18 protein-coding genes and 3 pseudogenes are annotated in these 18674 nt (G+C 62.6%); 4 read left to right on the top strand and 17 right to left on the bottom strand.

Annotated elements, in window-relative coordinates; translation table 11 throughout:
- Positions 1 to 486: 486 nt before the first annotated feature.
- Together OKW41_RS31570 and OKW41_RS31565 are read left to right on the top strand one after the other, a co-directional pair.
- Positions 487 to 864: a response regulator gene (locus OKW41_RS31570; protein ID WP_429575074.1), complete on the top strand. Its 378-nt coding sequence runs from the start codon at positions 487 to 489 to the stop codon at positions 862 to 864.
- Positions 861 to 2834: an APC family permease gene (locus OKW41_RS31565; RefSeq protein ID WP_429575073.1), complete on the top strand. Its 1974-nt coding sequence runs from the start codon at positions 861 to 863 to the stop codon at positions 2832 to 2834. The genes OKW41_RS31570 and OKW41_RS31565 overlap by 4 nt, the downstream gene beginning before the upstream one ends.
- A 1-nt stretch (position 2835) precedes the next feature.
- Here OKW41_RS31565 and OKW41_RS31560 read toward each other — a convergent pair whose 3' ends face one another.
- The 5 genes from OKW41_RS31560 to OKW41_RS31540 all read right to left on the bottom strand — a co-directional run bounded on the left by OKW41_RS31560 (position 2836) and on the right by OKW41_RS31540 (position 5181).
- On the bottom strand, positions 2836 to 3243 hold the full coding sequence (locus OKW41_RS31560) for a universal stress protein (protein WP_429449944.1): 408 nt from the start codon (positions 3241 to 3243) through the stop codon (positions 2836 to 2838).
- Between the two features lie 140 nt (positions 3244 to 3383).
- The gene (locus OKW41_RS31555) at positions 3384 to 3728 is read right to left on the bottom strand and encodes a hypothetical protein (protein ID WP_429454456.1); all 345 of its coding nucleotides are present in this window, start codon (positions 3726 to 3728) and stop codon (positions 3384 to 3386) included.
- A 5-nt stretch (positions 3729 to 3733) separates the two neighbouring features.
- Positions 3734 to 4069: a hypothetical protein gene (locus OKW41_RS31550; RefSeq protein WP_429449942.1), complete on the bottom strand. Its 336-nt coding sequence runs from the start codon at positions 4067 to 4069 to the stop codon at positions 3734 to 3736.
- Positions 4066 to 4764: a response regulator gene (locus OKW41_RS31545; RefSeq protein WP_429449940.1), complete on the bottom strand. Its 699-nt coding sequence runs from the start codon at positions 4762 to 4764 to the stop codon at positions 4066 to 4068. The genes OKW41_RS31550 and OKW41_RS31545 overlap by 4 nt, the downstream gene beginning before the upstream one ends.
- A 21-nt stretch (positions 4765 to 4785) precedes the next feature.
- Positions 4786 to 5181 (bottom strand): potassium-transporting ATPase subunit C, encoded by a 396-nt coding sequence (locus tag OKW41_RS31540; protein WP_429449938.1) that lies wholly within the window; start codon positions 5179 to 5181, stop codon positions 4786 to 4788.
- Positions 5182 to 5537: 356 nt separating this feature from the next.
- On the opposite strand from OKW41_RS31540, the gene OKW41_RS31535 reads away from it, so the two are divergent.
- Positions 5538 to 6671 carry a porin gene (locus OKW41_RS31535; protein WP_429575072.1) on the top strand — a complete coding sequence of 378 codons (1134 nt, stop codon included), beginning with the start codon at positions 5538 to 5540 and terminating at the stop codon, positions 6669 to 6671.
- 162 nt (positions 6672 to 6833) lie between these two features.
- Here the strand turns inward: OKW41_RS31535 and OKW41_RS31530 are convergent, their stop codons facing one another.
- The 3 genes and pseudogenes from OKW41_RS31530 to OKW41_RS31520 all read right to left on the bottom strand — a co-directional run bounded on the left by OKW41_RS31530 (position 6834) and on the right by OKW41_RS31520 (position 9431).
- On the bottom strand, positions 6834 to 7811 hold the full coding sequence (locus OKW41_RS31530; protein ID WP_429575071.1) for an IS5 family transposase: 978 nt from the start codon (positions 7809 to 7811) through the stop codon (positions 6834 to 6836).
- Positions 7812 to 8513: 702 nt separating this feature from the next.
- Positions 8514 to 9007, bottom strand: a pseudogene (locus tag OKW41_RS31525) (alpha/beta hydrolase).
- Positions 8952 to 9431 carry an alpha/beta hydrolase gene (locus OKW41_RS31520; protein WP_429575070.1) on the bottom strand — a complete coding sequence of 160 codons (480 nt, stop codon included), beginning with the start codon at positions 9429 to 9431 and terminating at the stop codon, positions 8952 to 8954. Before OKW41_RS31520 ends, OKW41_RS31525 begins: the two are co-directional and overlap by 56 nt.
- A 68-nt stretch (positions 9432 to 9499) precedes the next feature.
- Here OKW41_RS31520 and OKW41_RS31515 point away from each other — a divergent pair.
- Positions 9500 to 10240 (top strand): annotated as a pseudogene (locus OKW41_RS31515) (IS256 family transposase); the annotation flags it as partial.
- Between the two features lie 136 nt (positions 10241 to 10376).
- Here OKW41_RS31515 and OKW41_RS31510 read toward each other — a convergent pair.
- The 9 genes and pseudogenes from OKW41_RS31510 to OKW41_RS31470 all read right to left on the bottom strand — a co-directional run bounded on the left by OKW41_RS31510 (position 10377) and on the right by OKW41_RS31470 (position 18673).
- On the bottom strand, positions 10377 to 11498 hold the full coding sequence (locus OKW41_RS31510; protein ID WP_429575069.1) for a porin: 1122 nt from the start codon (positions 11496 to 11498) through the stop codon (positions 10377 to 10379).
- Between the two features lie 54 nt (positions 11499 to 11552).
- A pseudogene (locus OKW41_RS31505) lies at positions 11553 to 12053 on the bottom strand (hypothetical protein).
- 503 nt (positions 12054 to 12556) lie between these two features.
- On the bottom strand, positions 12557 to 13126 hold the full coding sequence (locus OKW41_RS31500) for an NADPH-dependent FMN reductase (protein ID WP_429449932.1): 570 nt from the start codon (positions 13124 to 13126) through the stop codon (positions 12557 to 12559).
- Complete coding sequence (locus OKW41_RS31495; RefSeq protein WP_429449931.1) at positions 13123 to 13365, bottom strand: hypothetical protein; 243 nt, start codon at positions 13363 to 13365, stop codon at positions 13123 to 13125. Before OKW41_RS31495 ends, OKW41_RS31500 begins: the two co-directional genes overlap by 4 nt.
- Positions 13362 to 14687 carry a homogentisate 1,2-dioxygenase gene (hmgA, locus tag OKW41_RS31490; protein ID WP_429575068.1) on the bottom strand — a complete coding sequence of 442 codons (1326 nt, stop codon included), beginning with the start codon at positions 14685 to 14687 and terminating at the stop codon, positions 13362 to 13364. The genes OKW41_RS31495 and hmgA overlap by 4 nt, the downstream gene beginning before the upstream one ends.
- Before the next feature lie 28 nt (positions 14688 to 14715).
- Entirely contained in the window at positions 14716 to 15039 is a 324-nt protein-coding gene (locus OKW41_RS31485) for an NIPSNAP family protein (protein WP_429449927.1), read from the bottom strand.
- Between the two features lie 22 nt (positions 15040 to 15061).
- Entirely contained in the window at positions 15062 to 16381 is a 1320-nt protein-coding gene (gene fahA / locus OKW41_RS31480) for a fumarylacetoacetase (RefSeq protein WP_429575067.1), read from the bottom strand.
- Positions 16378 to 17145 carry an SDR family NAD(P)-dependent oxidoreductase gene (locus OKW41_RS31475; RefSeq protein WP_429449924.1) on the bottom strand — a complete coding sequence of 256 codons (768 nt, stop codon included), beginning with the start codon at positions 17143 to 17145 and terminating at the stop codon, positions 16378 to 16380. Before OKW41_RS31475 ends, fahA begins: the two co-directional genes overlap by 4 nt.
- 31 nt (positions 17146 to 17176) lie before the next feature.
- A complete protein-coding gene (locus OKW41_RS31470) occupies positions 17177 to 18673 on the bottom strand; it encodes an aldehyde dehydrogenase family protein (protein WP_429575066.1) in 1497 nt (498 codons plus the stop codon).
- Position 18674: the final 1 nt, after the last annotated feature.

Genomic DNA, 18674 nt, shown 5'->3' with positions numbered 1-18674 from the left:
TTTCTCGCTTGTGCGTTTTACTCGTCTCGCAGGAATGGTCGTGACAAGCGCAACCACAGTCACGTTTTTGAAGCAGCCGTACTGCCGCCACGCGACTGACGCGCCGGCAACGCTTTCTCCCCAATCTTCATTTCGAGGTGACTTTCATGTCCAACCATTTGCACAACTGGATCTACGTTGGCGCGAACGCTTACGACGAATACACCTTCGTCCCATGGCTTAACCGGAACGTCTACCGGAGAACCGTCGACTTTTGCAGAGTTTGCATCCAATAGTAGTCCATACGTTTCCACCCAACGTCCCGCAATTCACCGATAGCACTCGACGTTAAGTCGGCCTCTCTGATGTCCAGGTGTTCGTCTTGTTCAGTTTGCGCAGGAGTGTTTAGTTCCCGAGAAACGACTTGGTGGGAACTAAGGTGGGCGAGATATCACCTGAGTTCGCGCAGTCGTTCCACACCTCAATGGCCTACAGAGAGCCCACGTGATGTTTTCAATATTGTTGGTCGATGATGAGCCGGATATCAGGTCCGCCTGGCAACTGATACTTGAGCTGGAAGGCTTCCACGCGCTTTGCGCGGAGAACGGTAAACGGGCGCTTGAACGCCTCGAACATCAACTACCCACCCTCGTAATCACGGACTGGACGATGCCACGGATGAATGGGGGCGAGCTGTGTCGCGAGATAAGGGGTCGACGCCGGCTGGCAGGTATGCCGATTATTATTCATAGTTCTATCGAACAACCTGCGGCAAGCAAAATCAGCTGGTCCGTTTTTCTCCGAAAGCCCTGCCAGGTGGACGTCTTTGTGGATACGGCACGTCGGTTGTGTGTGGACTCGGACCGCCTACTGGCGGAGACGTGAACACCTTCGACAACATCTGGCGTCGGATAGTTGGCAAGCCGCTGGACCCGCTCGATTCCCGGACCCGCCACGCCATCGCGGTCACGCCACTTCTCGCTTGGGTAGGGCTCGGTGCCGACGGCCTTTCATCGTCATGCTACGGGCCGGAAGAAGCTTTTCTGGCGCTGGGCCAGCACACCTCACTTGCATTGTTCCTCGCGCTGGCCACCGCCGCGACGGTCTTCATCATTGCGCTCGGGTACAACCAGGTCATCCAGCTGTTTCCAACGGGGGGCGGCGGCTATCGGGTGGCGACCGCCTTGCTGGGCCCACACCCTGGCCTGGTTTCCGGCGCCGCGCTGCTGGTCGACTATGTGCTGACCATTGCGACGTCGCTGGCGAGCGGCGTCGACGCGTTTTTCAGCTTGCTGCCGGTGGGCGCGCAGGCTTTCAAGCTCACGACCGAACTCACGCTGATCGTCCTGATGACGGGCCTCAACTTCCGCGGGATGCGCGAATCGATCTTGGTGCTGCTGCCGATCTTCCTCGGCTTTGTCGTGCTGCATCTTGGCCTCATCGTTTACGGCGTAGCGGTGCATGGCGATCATTTGGCCGACGTCGTTCCGGGCGCCATCGGCGAAGCGCGCAGCATGTCGCGTGTAGTGGGCCCGCTGGTGGTGGTGGCCCTGCTGATGCGTGCGTTCTCACTCGGCGGCGGTACGTACACGGGCCTCGAAGCCGTCTCGAACAACGTCAACATGCTGGCCGAGCCGCGCGTGCCGAACGGCAAGACGACGATGTTCTATATGTCCACCTCGCTGGCCTTCACGGCAGGCGGCATCATCCTGCTGTACATGTTGTGGCATGCTCAGGCGGTGGAAGGCCGGACGCTCAATGCGGTGGTGTTCGGCAGCGTCATCGAGCATCTCGGGCTCGGCTCCGCGTTTGCACGGCATGCGCTACTCGCTGCCGTGCTGGCCTTCGAGGCAGGGCTGCTGCTGGTCGGCGCGCAAACCGGCTTCCTCGACGGGCCTGCCGTGCTGTCGAACATGGCGTCCGACTCATGGGTGCCGCGCCATTTCCGTGACCTGTCCACCCGGCTTGTCAGACAGAACGGCATCGTCGTGATGGGTATCGCCAGCCTCGCGATCCTGCTCTGGACGCGCGGTGACGTTTCTATCCTGGTAGTGCTGTACAGCATCAACGTTTTCCTGACCTTCAGCCTTTCCCTGCTGGGCTTGTGCATTTACTGGTGGCGCCATCGGCGTGACGGGGAAAACTGGCTGAAGCACTTCGCGCTATCCGCGCTAGGGCTATCGGTCACCAGCACCGTGCTGGTCATTACGCTGATCGAGAAGTTTACGGCGGGCGGCTGGCTGACGGTACTGGTGACCGGCGCGGTGGTCGCGCTATGCATTGTCATCAAGCGGCACTACGGCGAAACCCGCGCACTGATTGCCAGGGAGGACGCCCTCTTCACCGGCGCTGCGCCCGATCCGGGCGACGCGGCCGCGTCACTCAGGCCAGATGCTTCCCAGCCAACCGCCATCCTGCTCGTCGGCAAGCATCGCGGTGCCAGCATGCACGCGCTGCTATGGGTGAACCGGCTATTTCCGGAACACTTCAGGAATGTGATCTTTCTCGCGGTCGGCGAAGTGGACGCGCAAAGCTATGAAGGCTCCGAGCACCTGGAGCGTTTGCGGCAAACGATTACGGCGTCTCTCGAGTATTACGTTGCGCACTGTCGCCGGCATGGCATCGCCGCCGAATACCGGATCGCGTTCGGCACCGACCCTGTCGAAGAGTTCCTCAAACTGGCAGAAGCCTCGATGGAGCAATTCCCGAACAGCGTCTGCTTCGCGAGCAAGCTGATTTTCAAACGGGTGAATGTCCTGACGGCGTGGCTGCACAATCACACACCGGTCGAGATTCAGACGCGCCTGCACCAGCAGGGCAAACAGATGGTGCTGCTGCCGATGAACGTCGGATGATTCAATGAACCATCGTCACCGGTGTGACCGTCCGCGTCAACAACGCCGCGAGCATGGCCAGGCGTCGGAAGAAGCCCATGTGGCTGGCGTCGATCACCATGACGTCGGGCCGGGTCGTGGTTGCGTAGTCGGCGATCGCTTTCGTGTGGTGGCCGAATACCCGTGTCCAGTGGTACGGCACGCCGGCTTCCTCGAGAATCGTGCGCGCGTCGAGCATCGCCTTCAGCGTTGCCTGCTCTTCCCGGCGCACCAGTGAGCTTCGGGTGTGGAAGGCTGCCGCGCGCCCCTGGTCGACGGGTTCGAGGACTTCCAGCAATTCGACCTCGGTGACGCAACGCTCCAGAAACATAAATGTCGCGAAACGTGCGGCCTCGGCCACACCGCTCTTGCCGAGGACGGGGATCAGCATTCGTATCATCGGGAACTCCTGGCCGCTACCTGGCAACCTTGTGCTTCGAGCTTATCTGAAGCCGCGTTAACGTCGCGTAAAAGTATCGGACAGTTTTTGCCGGCCACCGGACATTTGCCGCCCAGGCCGCGGATAGTCACTTACGCCTGCATTGCCGCAGGGTTCAGTTCGATATGCAAAATCACAAGCCACCGTTTCGGACAGTCTTCCGCGATCTGTAGATCCTGCTTGCCGTCATCGCCCTTTTTGACGAAGCCCTTCTCACGCGCGAAGCCGAACGCCCGCCGCGCATCTGACTGCAGCCAGAGCGTCAGCAGTCCACATGTCACGCAGCTGAAAAGCCAGATCGTTTCATGAGGCAGCGCCGTATCGAGCTCCTGCGCCACGTACGTAAAAATCGTCGTGAGCACCTGGTTGGTGACGAAGGCAATGGCAACGACCTTGCACATCCCTCTGAACATCATGGCTGGTCTTGAAGGTGTCATGGCATTCAAATCCCGAGCATGCGGCGAGCTTCGGCTTCTGCCAGCGCCAATGCTTGCGCGTAACTGCCCATCGGCCGGCCACAGCCACGCCCGATGACCTGATGAATCTGCTTGTGGCGCCAGGCGGTGGTGACGCGCAGTGCGCCTTCGAACATCTGGCCCGGAGCGGGGAACACGCAAGCCTCGACGGTGACGTTTCCCTTCGTTTGTTTGAATGCCATGCAACCTCCAGCAAATCCCATATTTTTTGCGGCGAAACGCCAGCCACAAACGATACGGATGTCGCCGTAAAGACCGCAAAAGGATTGCCGGAGGCCGCGTAAAAATCGTGTGAAACTCATTGCACACCGACGAGCCGATACCCCACACCCGACTCCGTGATGATGTGCTCGGGGACGCGCCGGATCGCTTTCGAGCTTGTGACGCAGGTCCCCATGTAGATCCGCAGGTAGTGGTGGTTATCGGTGCGCAACGGTCCCCACACTTCGCCGAGCAGTTGCTCATGTGTCAATACCCGCCCCGGATGCCGCAGCAGTGCGGAAAGAAGACGGTATTCAGTGGGACTGAGATGAACGATGCGGCTGCCTCGCACCACCGTCCGCTCGCCGAGATCGACCGTCACGAGGCCGAATCGCACCTGCGGCGCGCCGACCCGCCCGCAAGCGGCCTGCCGGCGCAAATACGCACGAATCCGCGCGCCGGGTTCGGGCAACCCGAACGGCTTGGCGAGGTAGTCGTCGGCGCCGGCGTCGAGCGCGGCGACGTTGTCTTCCTCACGGCTTCGTGCCGACAGGACAATCACCGGCATCGCAGACCAGCCGCGCAACTCACGGATTACCTCGGTGCCGCCCATGTCCGGCAAGCTGAGGTCGACGATGACAAGATCCGCGAGCCGCGTGGCCGCCTGCGCGAGGCCTTGCGCGCCGGTGTGCGCTTCGAATACGCTCATGCCGTCTGCTTCGAGGCGCGAACGAATGAAACGGCGTATGTACTTGTCAGCGTCGATTACAACAACGGTAACGGTGGGATCGCTCATAACGGCGACGACAAGCCAGGATTAATACATCGGCTTGAGGTCCTCCAGCGCGAGGTTGAGCTTCAGCACATTCCCGCGCGGCTCGCCGAAGATGCCGAACTGCCGCCCCGACGTGTTCCGGGCAACAAGGTCGGTCACCTGATCGAGCGGCAGGCCACGGGCTTTCGCCACACGTGCCGCCTGATAGGCGGAGGCCGCCGGGCTGATCTCGGGGTCGAGCCCGCTGCCGGACGAGTCCTGCCAGTTCGCGTTGGTCGCGAAGCTGATTGCCGTGTTGAAGGCAGCCTCGGGGGTCACGGGGCCGAAGCCTTGCGGGTTTGCGGGCAGCCATTGCTGCAACCGCAGGAACGCATACATCACGAGCACGCCGAGTGTGTTGAACACCAGCACCGCTAGCGCATAGTGCTTCCACGACATTTCAGCGGCGGGGTCCACCCCCGGCGAGTCTGTACAGCACGCGTTCTACCGTTCGTCCAAGGCGACGAACGACGACGGACGAACCGTCGAGCACCGCGGTCCGGTGAACGAAACCGCTCGTGTAGCGGCTCCCTTCGATCATCGTTTATAAAATCTTTGCGAAAAGGGAGCAACTCTTTTGATGAACCGCGATGGCAGTCCCCATAAAATCGCCAGGCTGACGGTACGGAAGCGAACCCCATTCAATGGATGGCCCGCATCACCACTACGAGAGGCCCTTCGTTGAACATGCATTTTTTCGAGATCGTGCTCACACCTCCCGACTCTTTGTTGGGCATTTCATGGAGTATATGTAAGTGAAAAAGAATACCATCGTGGCAGCAGCTTTGTCTGTCTGCGCCGTCGCGGCCCATGCGCAAAGCAGCGTCACCCTATATGGATTGATCGATACAGGTATCGTCTATACGAATAACCAAGGTGGCAGCAGCGCATGGCAGGAACAAAGCAGCATGCTGTCGAACGAAGTATGGGGCCTGAGGGGCAGCGAAGACCTCGGCGGCGGTCTGCATGCAATCTTCCGTCTCGAAAACGGGTTCAACATTCAAAACGGCAAGACCACCTACTCGGGCACAATGTTCGGCCGTCAGGCTTATGTCGGTGTGCAGAGCGACAACTATGGAACGCTGACGCTCGGCCGGCAGTACGACGCCGTGGTCGATAATCTCGGACCGATCGCACTGGCGAACAACGGGGACGGAAACAACCTGGCCGCGCATCCGTTCGATAACGACAACGTGGACGATTCGTTCTATATCAACAACTCGGTCAAGTACGTGAGCCCGACGTATCAAGGGTTGCAGGCCGAGGCACTGTACGGCTTGAGCAACGCGGCTGGCGGCTTTTCGAACAATCGCGCCTATAGCTTTGGCGTGACGTACAACAACGGTCCGATCAATCTGGCGGCTGCTTACCTCCAGCTTAATAACGGTGCATCTAGCGGTACCGGGGCAGTGTCGAACAACGACTTCGTAAACTTCCCCGCAGCGCGGCAGCGCGTGATGGGTGTCGGCGGCAATTACACGATCGGACCCGCGATGGTCGGCCTGCTGTGGACGCACACATTGTTCGACAATACGCAACCCGGTGCGAACACAGTGATCCTGCAGTCATTCGACACCCTGCACTTCGATAACTACGAAGTTAACGTGCACTATACGGTGACCCCTGCGATCTCGCTCGCCGGCGCGTACACCTTCACTCAGGGCGCCTTTGCTGGCGCCACCGGTTCGGCGGACCCGAAGTGGCATCAAGTGACCCTGATGGCAGATTACTCGTTCAGCAAGCGCACCGATGTCTACGTCGAGGGTGTCTACCAACACGCATACGGGGCTGCCGGCTCTGCGTTCGAGGGTGCATTTATTAATGGCTTGTCGCAGGCTTCAACAGGCAATCAGGTTGCCGCGACTGTGGGCATTCGGACGCGCTTCTAGTCGGCGCAGCGTTTAGTTAGGATTAGGGCAAAGCTGAACAAGCGGGTAAATCGGCGACGTGTCAGCGATTTGAACTTCGCCAAGTGATGAGGCCGAGCTTAAGCCCTTGCTTTTCGGCCCTCGCAGGCCTGTTGGGCGGGCACTTTGCCCGCCTTTCGCCCACTATGGGCGTACCGGTGCCATCAGTTTCTTGCGCGACAGGTAGACGTTCGCCAGTGCGAGCGCGACGAACGCCCGGTTGGCGTTCTTTGCCAGCCCTCGATAGCGCACCTTGGTAAATCCCCACAGGCGCTTCACAACCGCGAAGACGTGTTCGACTCGCGCCCGGATCTTCGACTTGTTGCGGTTCTTGCCGCGCTGCACCTCGTCGACTTCGCCGCCCGCACGGCGCGTGCGCTGATTGGTATAGTCGCGCGCCCTAGGCGCCTTGCTGTGGATCAGTGCCTTCTGGCTCGCATAGGCGCTATCGCCGTAGACGCGCCGCTCCTGCCCGTGCAGCAATTGCGGCAGTGGATGCTTGTCATGCACATTGGCGGGCGTGAGCACCGCGCTGTGCGCCAGGCCGCTCTGGCTGTCCACACCGATGTGCAGCTTGGCGCCGAAATACCATTGGCGACCCTTGCGGGTCTGATGCATCTCGGGGTCGCGCGCCTTCTGCTCATTCTTCGTCGAGCTCGGCGCGCCGATGATCGTCGCGTCCACGATGGTGCCGCTTTTGAGCTTCATGCCGCTGGCCTGAAGGACCCGGCCGACTTCGGCAAACAATTGCTCGCCCAGTTTGTGCGTCTCCAGCAGGCGCCGGAATTTGAGCAGCGTCGTCGCATCGGGCACAGCTTCGCAACCCAGGTCAATTCCGGCAAAGCGACGCAGGCTGGCGCTGTCGTAGAGGGCCTCTTCGCAAGCGAAGTCGGCCAGATTGAACCAGTGCTGCACGAAGTGGATCCGCAGCATGCGCTCCAGACCAATTGGCGGGCGGCCATTGCCGCGCTTCGGATAATGCGGCTCGATCACCGCGCACAACTGCGCCCATGGCACGATCGCATTCATCGTGTCGAGAAACTCGTCGCGCCGCGTGCGTTTGCGGTGGGTCTCGAAACCCGCACCTTGATCGGCTGCCATCGCCAGCGTCTGCTGTTTCATCCTGTTCTGCCTTCCTCGTTTAATCCGATCTCTATAACGCTTGACGTGCCAGATTGGTGGACTTAATCAGTGTTGCCTTAGACACTCGCCGCGACATCGGCGCATCGCCCGGCCACCCGGTATCGATGTGCCGACGTATGCTCCAGCGCTTTCGGCCAACGCGGCTCAACTGTTCAGCTTCATTAGCGCAAACCCTGTCGGTTTCTGGTTCCATGTCCACGCGAAGCGCGCTTATCCTTCTTTTCCGCCTTCAGCTTTTTTGCGCATCACTCCGCAAGGATCCAGCTAACAGCGTCTCGAGCCGCCGCTCTTGCACTCCGTGGGCAGACGGCGGCAGTCATTCAGTCCTGGTTCTTGCCCGGTGATCGCTCAACTTCCGACCCGAGTGCGGCGACCGTTGTACTCCAGAAGCCGCCTTCCGATTGATGGAAGCGTGGGTGGCCGAGAAGAGACCACAACAGCCTCTCGCGGTGGCCGGGACAGACGTCTTAACTTACCGCAGAGCAGATTCTCGTAACGATATTCGGTATCGACACGTGACGATGCCTTGCATGAACGTGAAGTCGAATGCTCTGATGGCCGCGGCACGATGCCGTTACGCAAGGCGCCGCTCAAGGTTGCACGGCTTACTTTAGACGCGCTTGCAACTCGTTGGCAAGCTGCCTGGTTGCGGCTTTGGTCGGCGCGTCGCCAGCGAGTGCATTAAGCAAGCCAAAGTCGTGGATCGTACCGTTGAGCGGACCGTGGTGACTCATTGCCCGCAGCGTCGAGTTTGCGACCGTAGGCCTCGCCTTCATCGCGCAGCACGTCGAACTGCGCCACCTGGATCATCGCTGGCGGCAGACCGTTCAGCTGATCCGTTGAAGCACGCAGCGGTGAAGCGGAAATCTCGTTACGCTGCTTCGGATCTTTTGTATAAGCATTCCCGAACCACTTCATCATCGGCCGGGTCAGGAAATGGCCTTCCGGATAGGCGTTGTACGAGCCGTCGCTGAAATTGGCGTCCGCCACCGGCCACATCAGGCCTTGAAGCGGATTGCGAGGCCCTGCTTGTTCTTCGCCATCAGTGAGACGACCGCGGCCATGTTGCCGCCGACGCTGTTCCCCACTACCGCGAGGCGGCTGCCGTCCACATCGATTTCATCGCCACGTGCGGCGACCCACCTGGTGGCCGCGTACGCCTGGTTGATCGCCACCGGGTAACGCGGCCACAGCCCCGGATTGCACGACGAAGTCGCGCACCAGCCGCTCGTGGGTCTGGAAGTCCCCAAGGATCGATCCGCCGCCGTGGAAGAACATGAAGACCGGCATCGTGCCAGTTGCGCCGTGCGGCTGCACAATCGTGATCGGCACGGTGATGCCGTCCTGCTCGATGGTCTTGTTCGACACATCAATGCCGGACAGATCAACCTTCACGCTGTTCTGCGCGTCGATCAGCACCTGGCGCGCCTGAGCCGGTAACAACGCGTTGATTGCCGGTCCTGTGCCGCTGTTCAGCGCATGCAGGAACTGGCTGGTCACCAGATCGGGCGAGGCCGGTGTTGCCGGGCTTGCGGCAATGGCGAGGGTGGAACCGGCCGCAAGAACGGCAGCGAGCAGTAAGGGCTTGACGGTCTTCATGGCTTGTTCCTGTGCGAGTCGGTTGGACGCGTGGTTAAACGATCGTAAGGGTGACGTCGATGGTGCCGCGGGTGGGGAAGGTTCGCGATCGGTCAGGATCAGGCGTGAAATTCAATTCATCGATTGTGCCGCCATATGTGAGGAAGTCACCGCGCGTGAGTGCCGCGCTGCCGTGGCTGTATTTGAAGGGCATTTCGACGGGCGACATGAGCGAGGCGCTGAGCGTGCTACTGGGCGACGATGCCAAGGGTCTGTCGGCGAACGTGGTGAGTCGCCTGACGGCCCAGTGTGCCGACGAGCATGCGAGCTGCAGCCGGCGTGATCTGTCGAAGTCGCACTACGTGTACTAGCGAGTCGACGGCATTCACACCGGGCTGCGCAGCGGGAACTCGGACGGTCAATGCCTGCTCGTGATCATCGGCGTGAGGCCGGATGGGCGCAAGGAGCGTGTGGCAATTGGCGACGGGTATCGCGAGTCGAAGGCGTCGTGCCAGGAACTGCTGCTCGATCTGAAAACGCGTGGCCTGCAGGCCGGTCCGTTGCTGTCAGTCGGCGATGGCGCGATGGAATTCTGGGCCGCGCTGGAAGAAGTGTCTCCTGCTACGCGAGGCCAGCGCTGCTGGTTCCACAAGATGGGCAACGTCCTGAGCGCGCTGCCGAAGTCACAGCAAGGCAAAGCCAAAGCAGATCTGCAGGCGATCTGGATGGCCGCCATGCGCGCCGACGCGTATGCCGCGTTTGATCGTTTCGTGACGGTCTACGCGGCGAAATATCCGAAGGCACCAGAGACGTTGAAGAAGGACCGGGAACAATAGTCCAACAAACCCTGCATCGCGGCGCAGTTTTTGTGAGACGCTCGCGTCCCATCCGATACGCCCGCATGCCATCGCGTGTCAGCGGATGCCCGGGACACAGACCTGTGCTCACCCGGACACCCGCCGACTGTCAGAACAGGTGACGAATGCCCACCTGTACCGCCGTTTCGCTCTGGCCGCCGTCCGGCGTCAAGAACGATCCGGTCGTGATGCTGGCCCCCGCCATCTTGTACCGAGCGGTGTTGTAATTGTTCAGACGCGAGGCTACGCCATACAGTCGCGTCCGTTTCGAGACATCGTAGTTGACGATGACGCCATACTGCCTTGCGTCATTGCCGAGCGACGAGCTGTCTTTGACAAACGCGTACCCGGCGCCAATGCTCAAGAAGGGATTGACACGGAAATCGGCAGACAGCGAATAGGTGCTGTGGTAGTCACCAGGAACGTTGCCTACAGGGCCGACAGCCGGATCATATTTTCCGGCCGGATTACTCAACGCATTGCCTGTCGTAGCAGAGATCACCTCGTTCGCGCGGAAATAGCCGACGTAGATCTTCCCGCGACCGTAGTCATAATTGCCGCCGGCCATAAACTCCTGCACCCGGTTGGAGCTCGTTGCATTGGCGGCGTTCAGGTACGCGAGCGCAAGGTAAAGAGGACCCTGATTGGTTTGGGCAGCCGCTTGGTAGACGGCGTTTCCAGCTAACGTCTCCGGCCGTCCGCCCACCGAGTAGTGAACTTCGAGCTGAGTGTTGGCGATCTTTGGAGAGATATAACTGATGTCGTTATCGAAGCGCGCTGCCCAGCTGGCAAAATTGTTGTACCCCGACCCGTACGTCGCCGCACCGAAGGCGTCGAGTTTGGCGCTATAGGCGAACATCGGCGTGTTTTGACGCCCAAACCTCACCTCCCCGTAGCCCGCTGAGATACCGATCCAAGCTTGCCGGTCAAAAAACCGATACGCGTTCTGCTGCTGTCCCGTGCCCGGATCAAAACCGCTCTCAAGGTCGAATGTCGCAGCGTATCCCCCGCCCAGGTCTTCCTTTCCGAGCAAACCCCAACGGCTCGTGAGTTCCCCGTTGTTGCCCAGCACATACAGCGAAGTATTCTTCCCGCCAACTTTTACCGACTGGTAGCCGCCAAAAACGTCAAGGATTCCGTACAACGTCAACGATGATTGCGCGTGAGCCTGCGACACACCGATTGCGCCAATCGCGGCACCCAAAAACACTGCTTTGATTTTTTTGTTCACTTGTCCCCACATCTCCTGATTGATTGATTGATTGATGTCCTAGAGTCTTTGAATTCAGCTGGCTGGGTGCAGGGCCAGCATGCGCTTGACAATCAGCGCAAGCGGCACCGTGAAGCGGAAGTGAGACATGAACCCATCAATGATCACGACCGGATCAAATAATTCGGGTGATTGTTGGAGGCGATCATGATCGCCGCATGCATCACGATCCACGCGAAGATGGCGTAAAACAATGCCACCAACGTCGCCTCGTACCCGCGTCGGCTAAAGTAAGGCCAAATCGCGGCAAACAAGACGCCCCAGCCAAGCGCGAAGAAGAAGTGAATTGCTGTTCCAACGAAGTTACGCCCATATGCCGATCGACTCTTGCACCTCCTTGCCGAACACCAAGGCCGTTGCATTGCGTGGAATGCCAGCGAGCGACATCAAGTGCTGCGCGCCTACCCAAACAGGGGCCTCGAAAATCCAAATGATCAATGCTCCGGCCAACCCGCCGGCCACTCCGGCGCGAATGATGGCCTTGCGGTTCGGCATCTCCGACGCATTCGTCTTCATTCCCTTGCCGAGTTCGTTGCCGCTCATGCTGAAATTGCTCCCATGTCCCCTCTCCTCATAAAGCTCATTTAAAGAATGTCATTCCTCTTGCTGTCCGCACGAACGATGGCCACACGGCTCTTTCAAGCCAACTCACGTTTCCACGATAGCGATTGCCGCGACAACTGCGGGCACGGCAAGAAAGGAAAACACCGTCGCAAAGCTAAAGCCCAGCGACAGCAGTGCGCCCCCCACAGGGGGTAGTAGTCCTGCGGTCGCTCCCGGAGCGTCCTGTCCAGTGAGGCTTTCAGTTTTTGCGTCCGACACGCCACGCTGAGATCTCGCAAGCCATTGAAAAATCTAGTATTCCTAAATAAAAGCACCAGATTTTTGCGCGAAAAAGGCTAATACCCCTCATAGAGATGAAGCGCAACCGTCGCAACTCGCCGCTCAAGCGGCGGCCCGAACGGCCCCCTCCGCCTGATCTCGCCTCGCCGGTATCAGTCGCCCTCCCCTGTGCCGTATCAGCCCGACATGGCCCGAACTTCGGCCGTCCAAACCGCGAGCGCCGACATCTGGCCTTGCACGAAGGAACGGGTCGCCTCGTCCACGCAGCGGCCTTCTGTGTCGAACTTGCCCACGGCATGGGCGATGAATACCTCGGGCTTGGCCAGCACCATCGCGTCCATGAAGAGCAGCACCTTGCGCAGTTCGTACTGAACGCGCGCGCCACCCACCGGCCCCGGCGCGGCAGACAGGATCGCGACAGGCTTGCGCCGCAAGGGTTGATCGTCGCCGCGCGAGATCCAGTCGAGCGCGTTCTTCAACATGCCGGGGATCGAGAAGTTGTACTCCGGCGTCGCGATCACCAGCGCATCGGCCTTGCGCAGCCGTTCGCGCAGCGCGAGCACCTCGGCCGGCATGCCGCGCGCCATGCTGTCGGCGTCAAAGGGCGGAATGGCACGCCAGTCGACCACATTGAGCGTCATGCCCGGCGGCATGGACTCCGATGCGAGCGTCAAGGCCATCCGGTTGATCGAGGCCGAACGCAGGCTGCCGCAGAGGCCGACGACGTCGATGGGTGGATGCGTCATGAGGCGTGCGTCCCTGGGCTCATTGCTGCGGGCTGCCGGCCTGCGCGACCACGCCGCGCCAGCGCTCGATCTCGCGCTCCACCGTGGTCCTCATCTTGGTGAGGCGAGGAAGGCGACGCCTCGCTTCCGAGGTTGGTCATGGTCGCGAGGAAGGCCGAGTCTTTTGCCGCGGCGCGCACGCCGTCGTTGAGCAGGTTGACGATCGACTGTGGAAGGGTTCGTCTGTCGATGCCGCTCATGCTCGATCTCCTTGGTTCACCAGTCCGCTGCGAAAGCCATCCCACACCGTGTCGTAGTCTGGCTGGAGGTTGTCGGCCTTCAGGGCCCGGGGCGTCGGTCGGAACACATGACGGCTCTCGAACATGAAGGCCAGCGTGTTGTCCACGCGGTGCGGCTTGAGGTCGGCGGTGCTGGCCTTGTCGAAGGTCGCCGCGTCCGGGCCGTGCGGCAGCATGCAGTTGTGCAGGCTGATGCCGCCGGGCACGAAGCCGTCGGCCTTGGCGTCGTACACGCCGCGCACCAGGCCCATCAGTTCGCTCATCACGTTCCGGTGGAACCAGGGCGGACGGAACGTTTCCTCGGCTACCAGCCAGCGCGGCGGGAAGATCACGAAGTCACAGTTGGCCACACCGGGCGTGTCGGTGTTCGACGTGAGCACCGTATAGATCGAAGGGTCCGGGTGATCGAAGCTGATCGTCCCGATCGCCATGAACCGCGCCAGGTCGTACTTGCAGGGCGTGAGGTTGCCGTGCCATGCGACCACGTCCAGCGGCGAATGGCCCTGCCCGCCCTCCCACAGATGCCCGAGGAACTTGTTGACGATGCGCACCGGGCCCGTCTCCTCCTCGAAGCCGGCCACGGGCGCCAGGAAGTCGCGCGCATTCGCCAGGCCGTTGGAGCCGATCGGTCCGAGCTCGGGCAGCCGGAACGGCGTGCCGTAGTTCTCGCAGACGTAGCCGCGTGCCTCGGCTTCGAGCAGCTCCACGCGAAAACGCATGCCGCGCGGAATCAGCGCGATCTCGCCCGGGCTCAGATTCAGGCGGCCGAGCTCGGTGTGAAGCTTCAACACGCCGGCCTGCGGCACGAGCAGCAGTTCGCCATCCGAATTCATGAAGTAGCGCCGGTGCATCGACCGGTTGGCGCAGTAGACATGCGTGGCCACGCCGGTCTGCGCATGCGCATCGCCATTGCCCGCGATGGTCACGATGCCGTCGATGAAGTCGCATCCCTCGGTGGGCATCGGCCAGGGGTTCCAGCGCAGGCGGTTGGCGGGCGTCTCGACCTCGTCGAACGGGCCGGTGTGCCAGCGGCCGTCGTCGATGAGTCGAAACGGCTCGTGCATCGCACTGGGATGCATGCGGTACATCCAGGTGCGCAGGTTGTGGTCGCGCGGCGCGGTGAAGGCCGTGCCGGATAGCAGCTCGGCATAGAGGCCCAGCGGCGCCTGCTGCGGCGAGTTGCGTCCGATCGGCAAGGCGCCCGGTTGGGCTTCGCTCTCGAACTGGTTGCCGAAGCCGCCCTGGTAACGCTCGGTGTCTTCGATGACGGGGGTCGATGGCATGGTTTCTCCTGTCACTTCGTCGCGACGATCACGGTTGCCACAAGGGCTTAAAGAAAGGCGCCGGCAGCAGGATCTGGGACTCCTGGCTCTGCAGCAGCGGCAGCATCCTGACCACGTATGCGCGCCAGTCGGCATCGGCCATGAGCGCCTCGCGCCGCTCGGCGCGCTCGTTCATGTCCTCGTAGGCCCACATGTGGACGATCTGGTTAAGCGCACCCGATTCGCTGCGGTAGTAGCCGACCATGCGCCCGAGGATGCGGCGCTGGATCGCGAGGCCCTCGGCCTCGTACAGGGCCAGGTAGTCCCGCCACTTGCCGGGATGGGTAATGTAAGTGCGTTGTTCGACGAGCATTTCGTGTGTCTCCGGTGCCAGTTCAAGAAGTCGGGGCAACGAGCCGCGCGGCGCAGCGACCGAAGCCGATCCCGATGCGGCCTGGCGCTTCGCAGCGGCCGGTAAGCGCGAGTTCGTCCCCATCGGCCAGAAAGGTGCGCTGCTCGCCGGTCGGCAGCGTCAGCGGCTGCGAGCCGCCCGCCGTGATCTCCAGCAGGCTACCAAGCGCATCGGCGTCGGCCCCCGAGACCGTGCCGGACCCCAGCAGATCACCGGTGTCGAGCGCGCAGCCGTTGCTCGTGTGGTGCGCGACCATCTGCGCGAAAGTCCAATAGAGCAGCTCGGAGCCCGAGCGCGACAGGCGGATCGGCGGCAGGCCCTGTTCGGCCATCCGGCTGCTTTGCAGATACGCATCGAGCGCGATGCGCAGGCCGCCGCGGTGCGCATCGTCTTCGCCGCAGAGGTACGGCAACGGGGCTGGATCGCCTGCGGGCCGCCTCGCCGCGGGCGCGCGAAACGGGGCCAGTGCTTCCGCGGTCACGACCCAAGACGCGACGGTGGTGGCGAAGCTCTTGGCCAGGAAGGGGCCGAGCGGCTGGTACTCCCAGGCCTGGATGTCGCGCGCCGACCAGTCGTTGAGCAGCGAGAAGCCGAAGATGTGCCGCCATGCCTCGTCGACCGCCACCGGTGCGCCGGCGGTCGACGCCGTACCGATGTAAGCGCCGAGTTCGACCTCGTGGTCGAGCCGCTGCGCCGGTGCGAAACGCGGCACCTCGTCAGCGGGGCCCTTCAACTGGCCGTGCGGCCGCTGTACCTTCGCCCCGCTCACGCGCACGCTGTTGGCGCGGCCGTTGTAGGCGATGGGCACATGCTTGTAGTTCGGAAGCAGCGGCATGTCGGGCCGGAACAGACGGCCCGCGTTGGTCGCGTGATGGACCGAGGCGAAGAAATCGGTGAAGCCCCCGATCCTGACCGGCAACGCCAGCTCGACCGCATCGATTGCATGCAGCGCGTTGGCCACGGTCTCGCGCTGCCGCTCGGCGCCTGCGGCTAGCAGCTGCGACGCGCGCGCACGCAGAGCCGAGGCGGCACCGAGGCCCAGCGCCATCAGGTCGTTCAACGTCGGCGCGCGGCATGCCGATGCGGCCGCGTGCGCCCGGCCCGCGAACAGTTCGAGGCAGGCCCCGACCTCGAGGATGCGGTCGCCGATGCCGATACCGCAGCGCAGCGCCTCGCCGGGCAGCCGACGGAACACCGCCAGCGGCAGATTCTGGATCGGGAAGTCTGCGCCCGCGGAGTTCGCCGTCTCGACCCAGCTGCGCAGGTTCGGGTCGTGCGTGGCGTTGATCTCGAGCGTGCTCACAGGCTGTGCCCTCCGTCGATCACGATGCGCGTGCCGGTGGCGGTGCGCAGGTGGGTCACGCAGGCCAGCACCGACAGCGCCACGTCTTCGGGCGAGACCACGCGTCCCAGCGGCGTGAGCGCCGCCTTCTTCTCGAGCTCGTCGCGATGGCGGCCCTGGACGAAGCCGGTATCGACTGCCGCGGGCGAGACGCTCAGAAAGCGCACGCCGGGCCCGAAGGCGCGTGCGAGCGACACCGTCATCGTGTCGAGTCCACCCTTGGCCGCGCAGTAGGCGATGTTGCTGCCCAGCCCGGTGAAGGCCGACACCGACGAGACGTTCACGACCGTGGCATCACCCGCCGCGCGCAGCAAAGGCATCAAGGCGCGGATGATGGAGAAAGGGCCGCCGACGTTGGCATGCAGGATTTCGTTGAAGAGCGCCATGTCCAGCGTCTGCAGGTCGGTGTGCGCGATGCGCTGGGTGAAGCCGGCCGAATTGACCAGCACGTCGACGCGGCCGAAGTCCGCCGCGAGCCGACGCGCCATGTCGGCGTGCGCGGCCGCGTCCGTCAGCGGCATGTGCAGGGTCTGGTGGCCGTCGCCGGCCAGCTCGGCGCGCAGCGCCTGGGCCCGGTCTTCGCCGTGATGGAAGCCGATCACCACCGTGGCTCCTTCTGCAGCCAACAGGCGCACGCAGGCGGCGCCGATGCCGCTGCTGCCGCCGGTGACCAGGGCCACCTTGCCGGCCAGCGGCTTGTTCGGATCGAGAGAGGAAGACGTCATAGGATGGTATGCGGAACGCGGATGGCTGGCTTCACGCATAGCGGACCAGCACCGATTTGATTTCAAGGAAGGACTCGAAGGACTCTTCGCCCAGGTCTCGGCCGTGGCCCGAGGCCTTGCGCCCGCCTTCTGGCAGCCCGGGCCAAGGCATGGGTTCGGTGTTGACCGCCACTTTGCCGGACCGGATGCGCGGCACCACCGAATGCATGGTCGAGAGGTCGCGCGTCCACAGGCAGGCCGACAGACCGTAGGGCGTGTCGTTGGCCATCTGCACCGCCTCGTCGACCTCGTCGAAGGGCGTGACGGTGATCACCGGGCCGAAGAGTTCTTCCTGCACGATGGCCGCCTGCTGGTCGGCCGCCGCCACGACGGTGGGCCGCACATAGAAGCCGCGGGCCTCCACGCGGGGCGCCGCGGTCAGCAGCTCGGCGCCGGCACGCTGCGCGTCATCGAGATGGCGCAGCACATGCTGCTGCTGGCGCGCATTGACCAGCGGCCCCAGCTCGGTGCCCTGCGCAAGGCCGGCGCCCATGCGCATCGCATCTGCATGACGCGCCAGCCGCGACACGGCCTCGTCGTAGAGGCGGCGCTGCACATAGAGGCGCGAACCCGCCACGCAAACCTGGCCCGAGTTGAGGAAGATGCTGCCCGCGATGCCGGGAATGGCGGTGTCGAGATCGGCGTCGGCAAACAGGATCTGCGGCGACTTGCCGCCGAGTTCGAGCGTGGCTTTAGTGACGTTGCGCGCCGCGGCCAGGGCCACCTGCTTGCCCGTCGAGGTCGAACCGGTGAAGGTGATCTTGTCGATGCCCGGATGCGCGGCGAGCGCCGCACCGACCGAAGCCCCCGTGCCTGTGACCACGTTGACCACGCCGGCCGGAAAACCGGCCTCGCGGACCAGTTCTGCGAGATGCAGCACGCTCATCGAGGCTTCCTCCGAAGGCTTGAGCACGACGGTGCAACCGGCGGCCAGCGCCGGCGCGAGCTTCCAGACCGACATCATGAGCGGCACGTTCCAGGGAATGATCGCGCCCACGACGCCCAATGGTTCTTTCTGCGTGTAGCCGAAGAAGGCCGAGCCGGGAATGGGCACGCCGACCTGCACCGTGCGCCCCGTCGCATGCCCAGCGAGCCCCGCCATGTAGCGCAGCACGTCGATGGCGCCGCCCACGTTGAGTTCGCCCGCCATCCACAACGGCATGCCGACGTCGAGCACTTCGAGTTCGGCTAGCACCCGTCGGTCGCGCTCGACCAGGTCGGCCAGCCGTCGCAGCAATGCCTCACGCTGCGCCGCGTGCAACTGCGGCCAGGGACCGTGCTCGAAGGCGCGCCGCGCCGCATCGACCGCGGCGTCGATCGATGTCGCGTTACCCGCGGCCAGGCGGGCGATAAGCTGTCCGCTGCTCGGGTCGATGACGTCGAGGCTGTTTTCGGTGGCGTGCCATTCGCCGTCGATGAAGACGCGAGGTGCCGCGTCGAGCGCTTGCCGTGTTGCGCTGGAAACCAGCGACAGATCGTTCTCGAACATA

It is taken from the genome of Paraburkholderia sp. UCT70 (assembly GCF_050434085.1).
Taxonomy (GTDB): domain Bacteria; phylum Pseudomonadota; class Gammaproteobacteria; order Burkholderiales; family Burkholderiaceae; genus Paraburkholderia; species Paraburkholderia tuberum.
The sequence above is the reverse complement of the archived record's forward strand: the minus strand, read 5'-3'. Positions and strand labels throughout refer to the sequence as shown.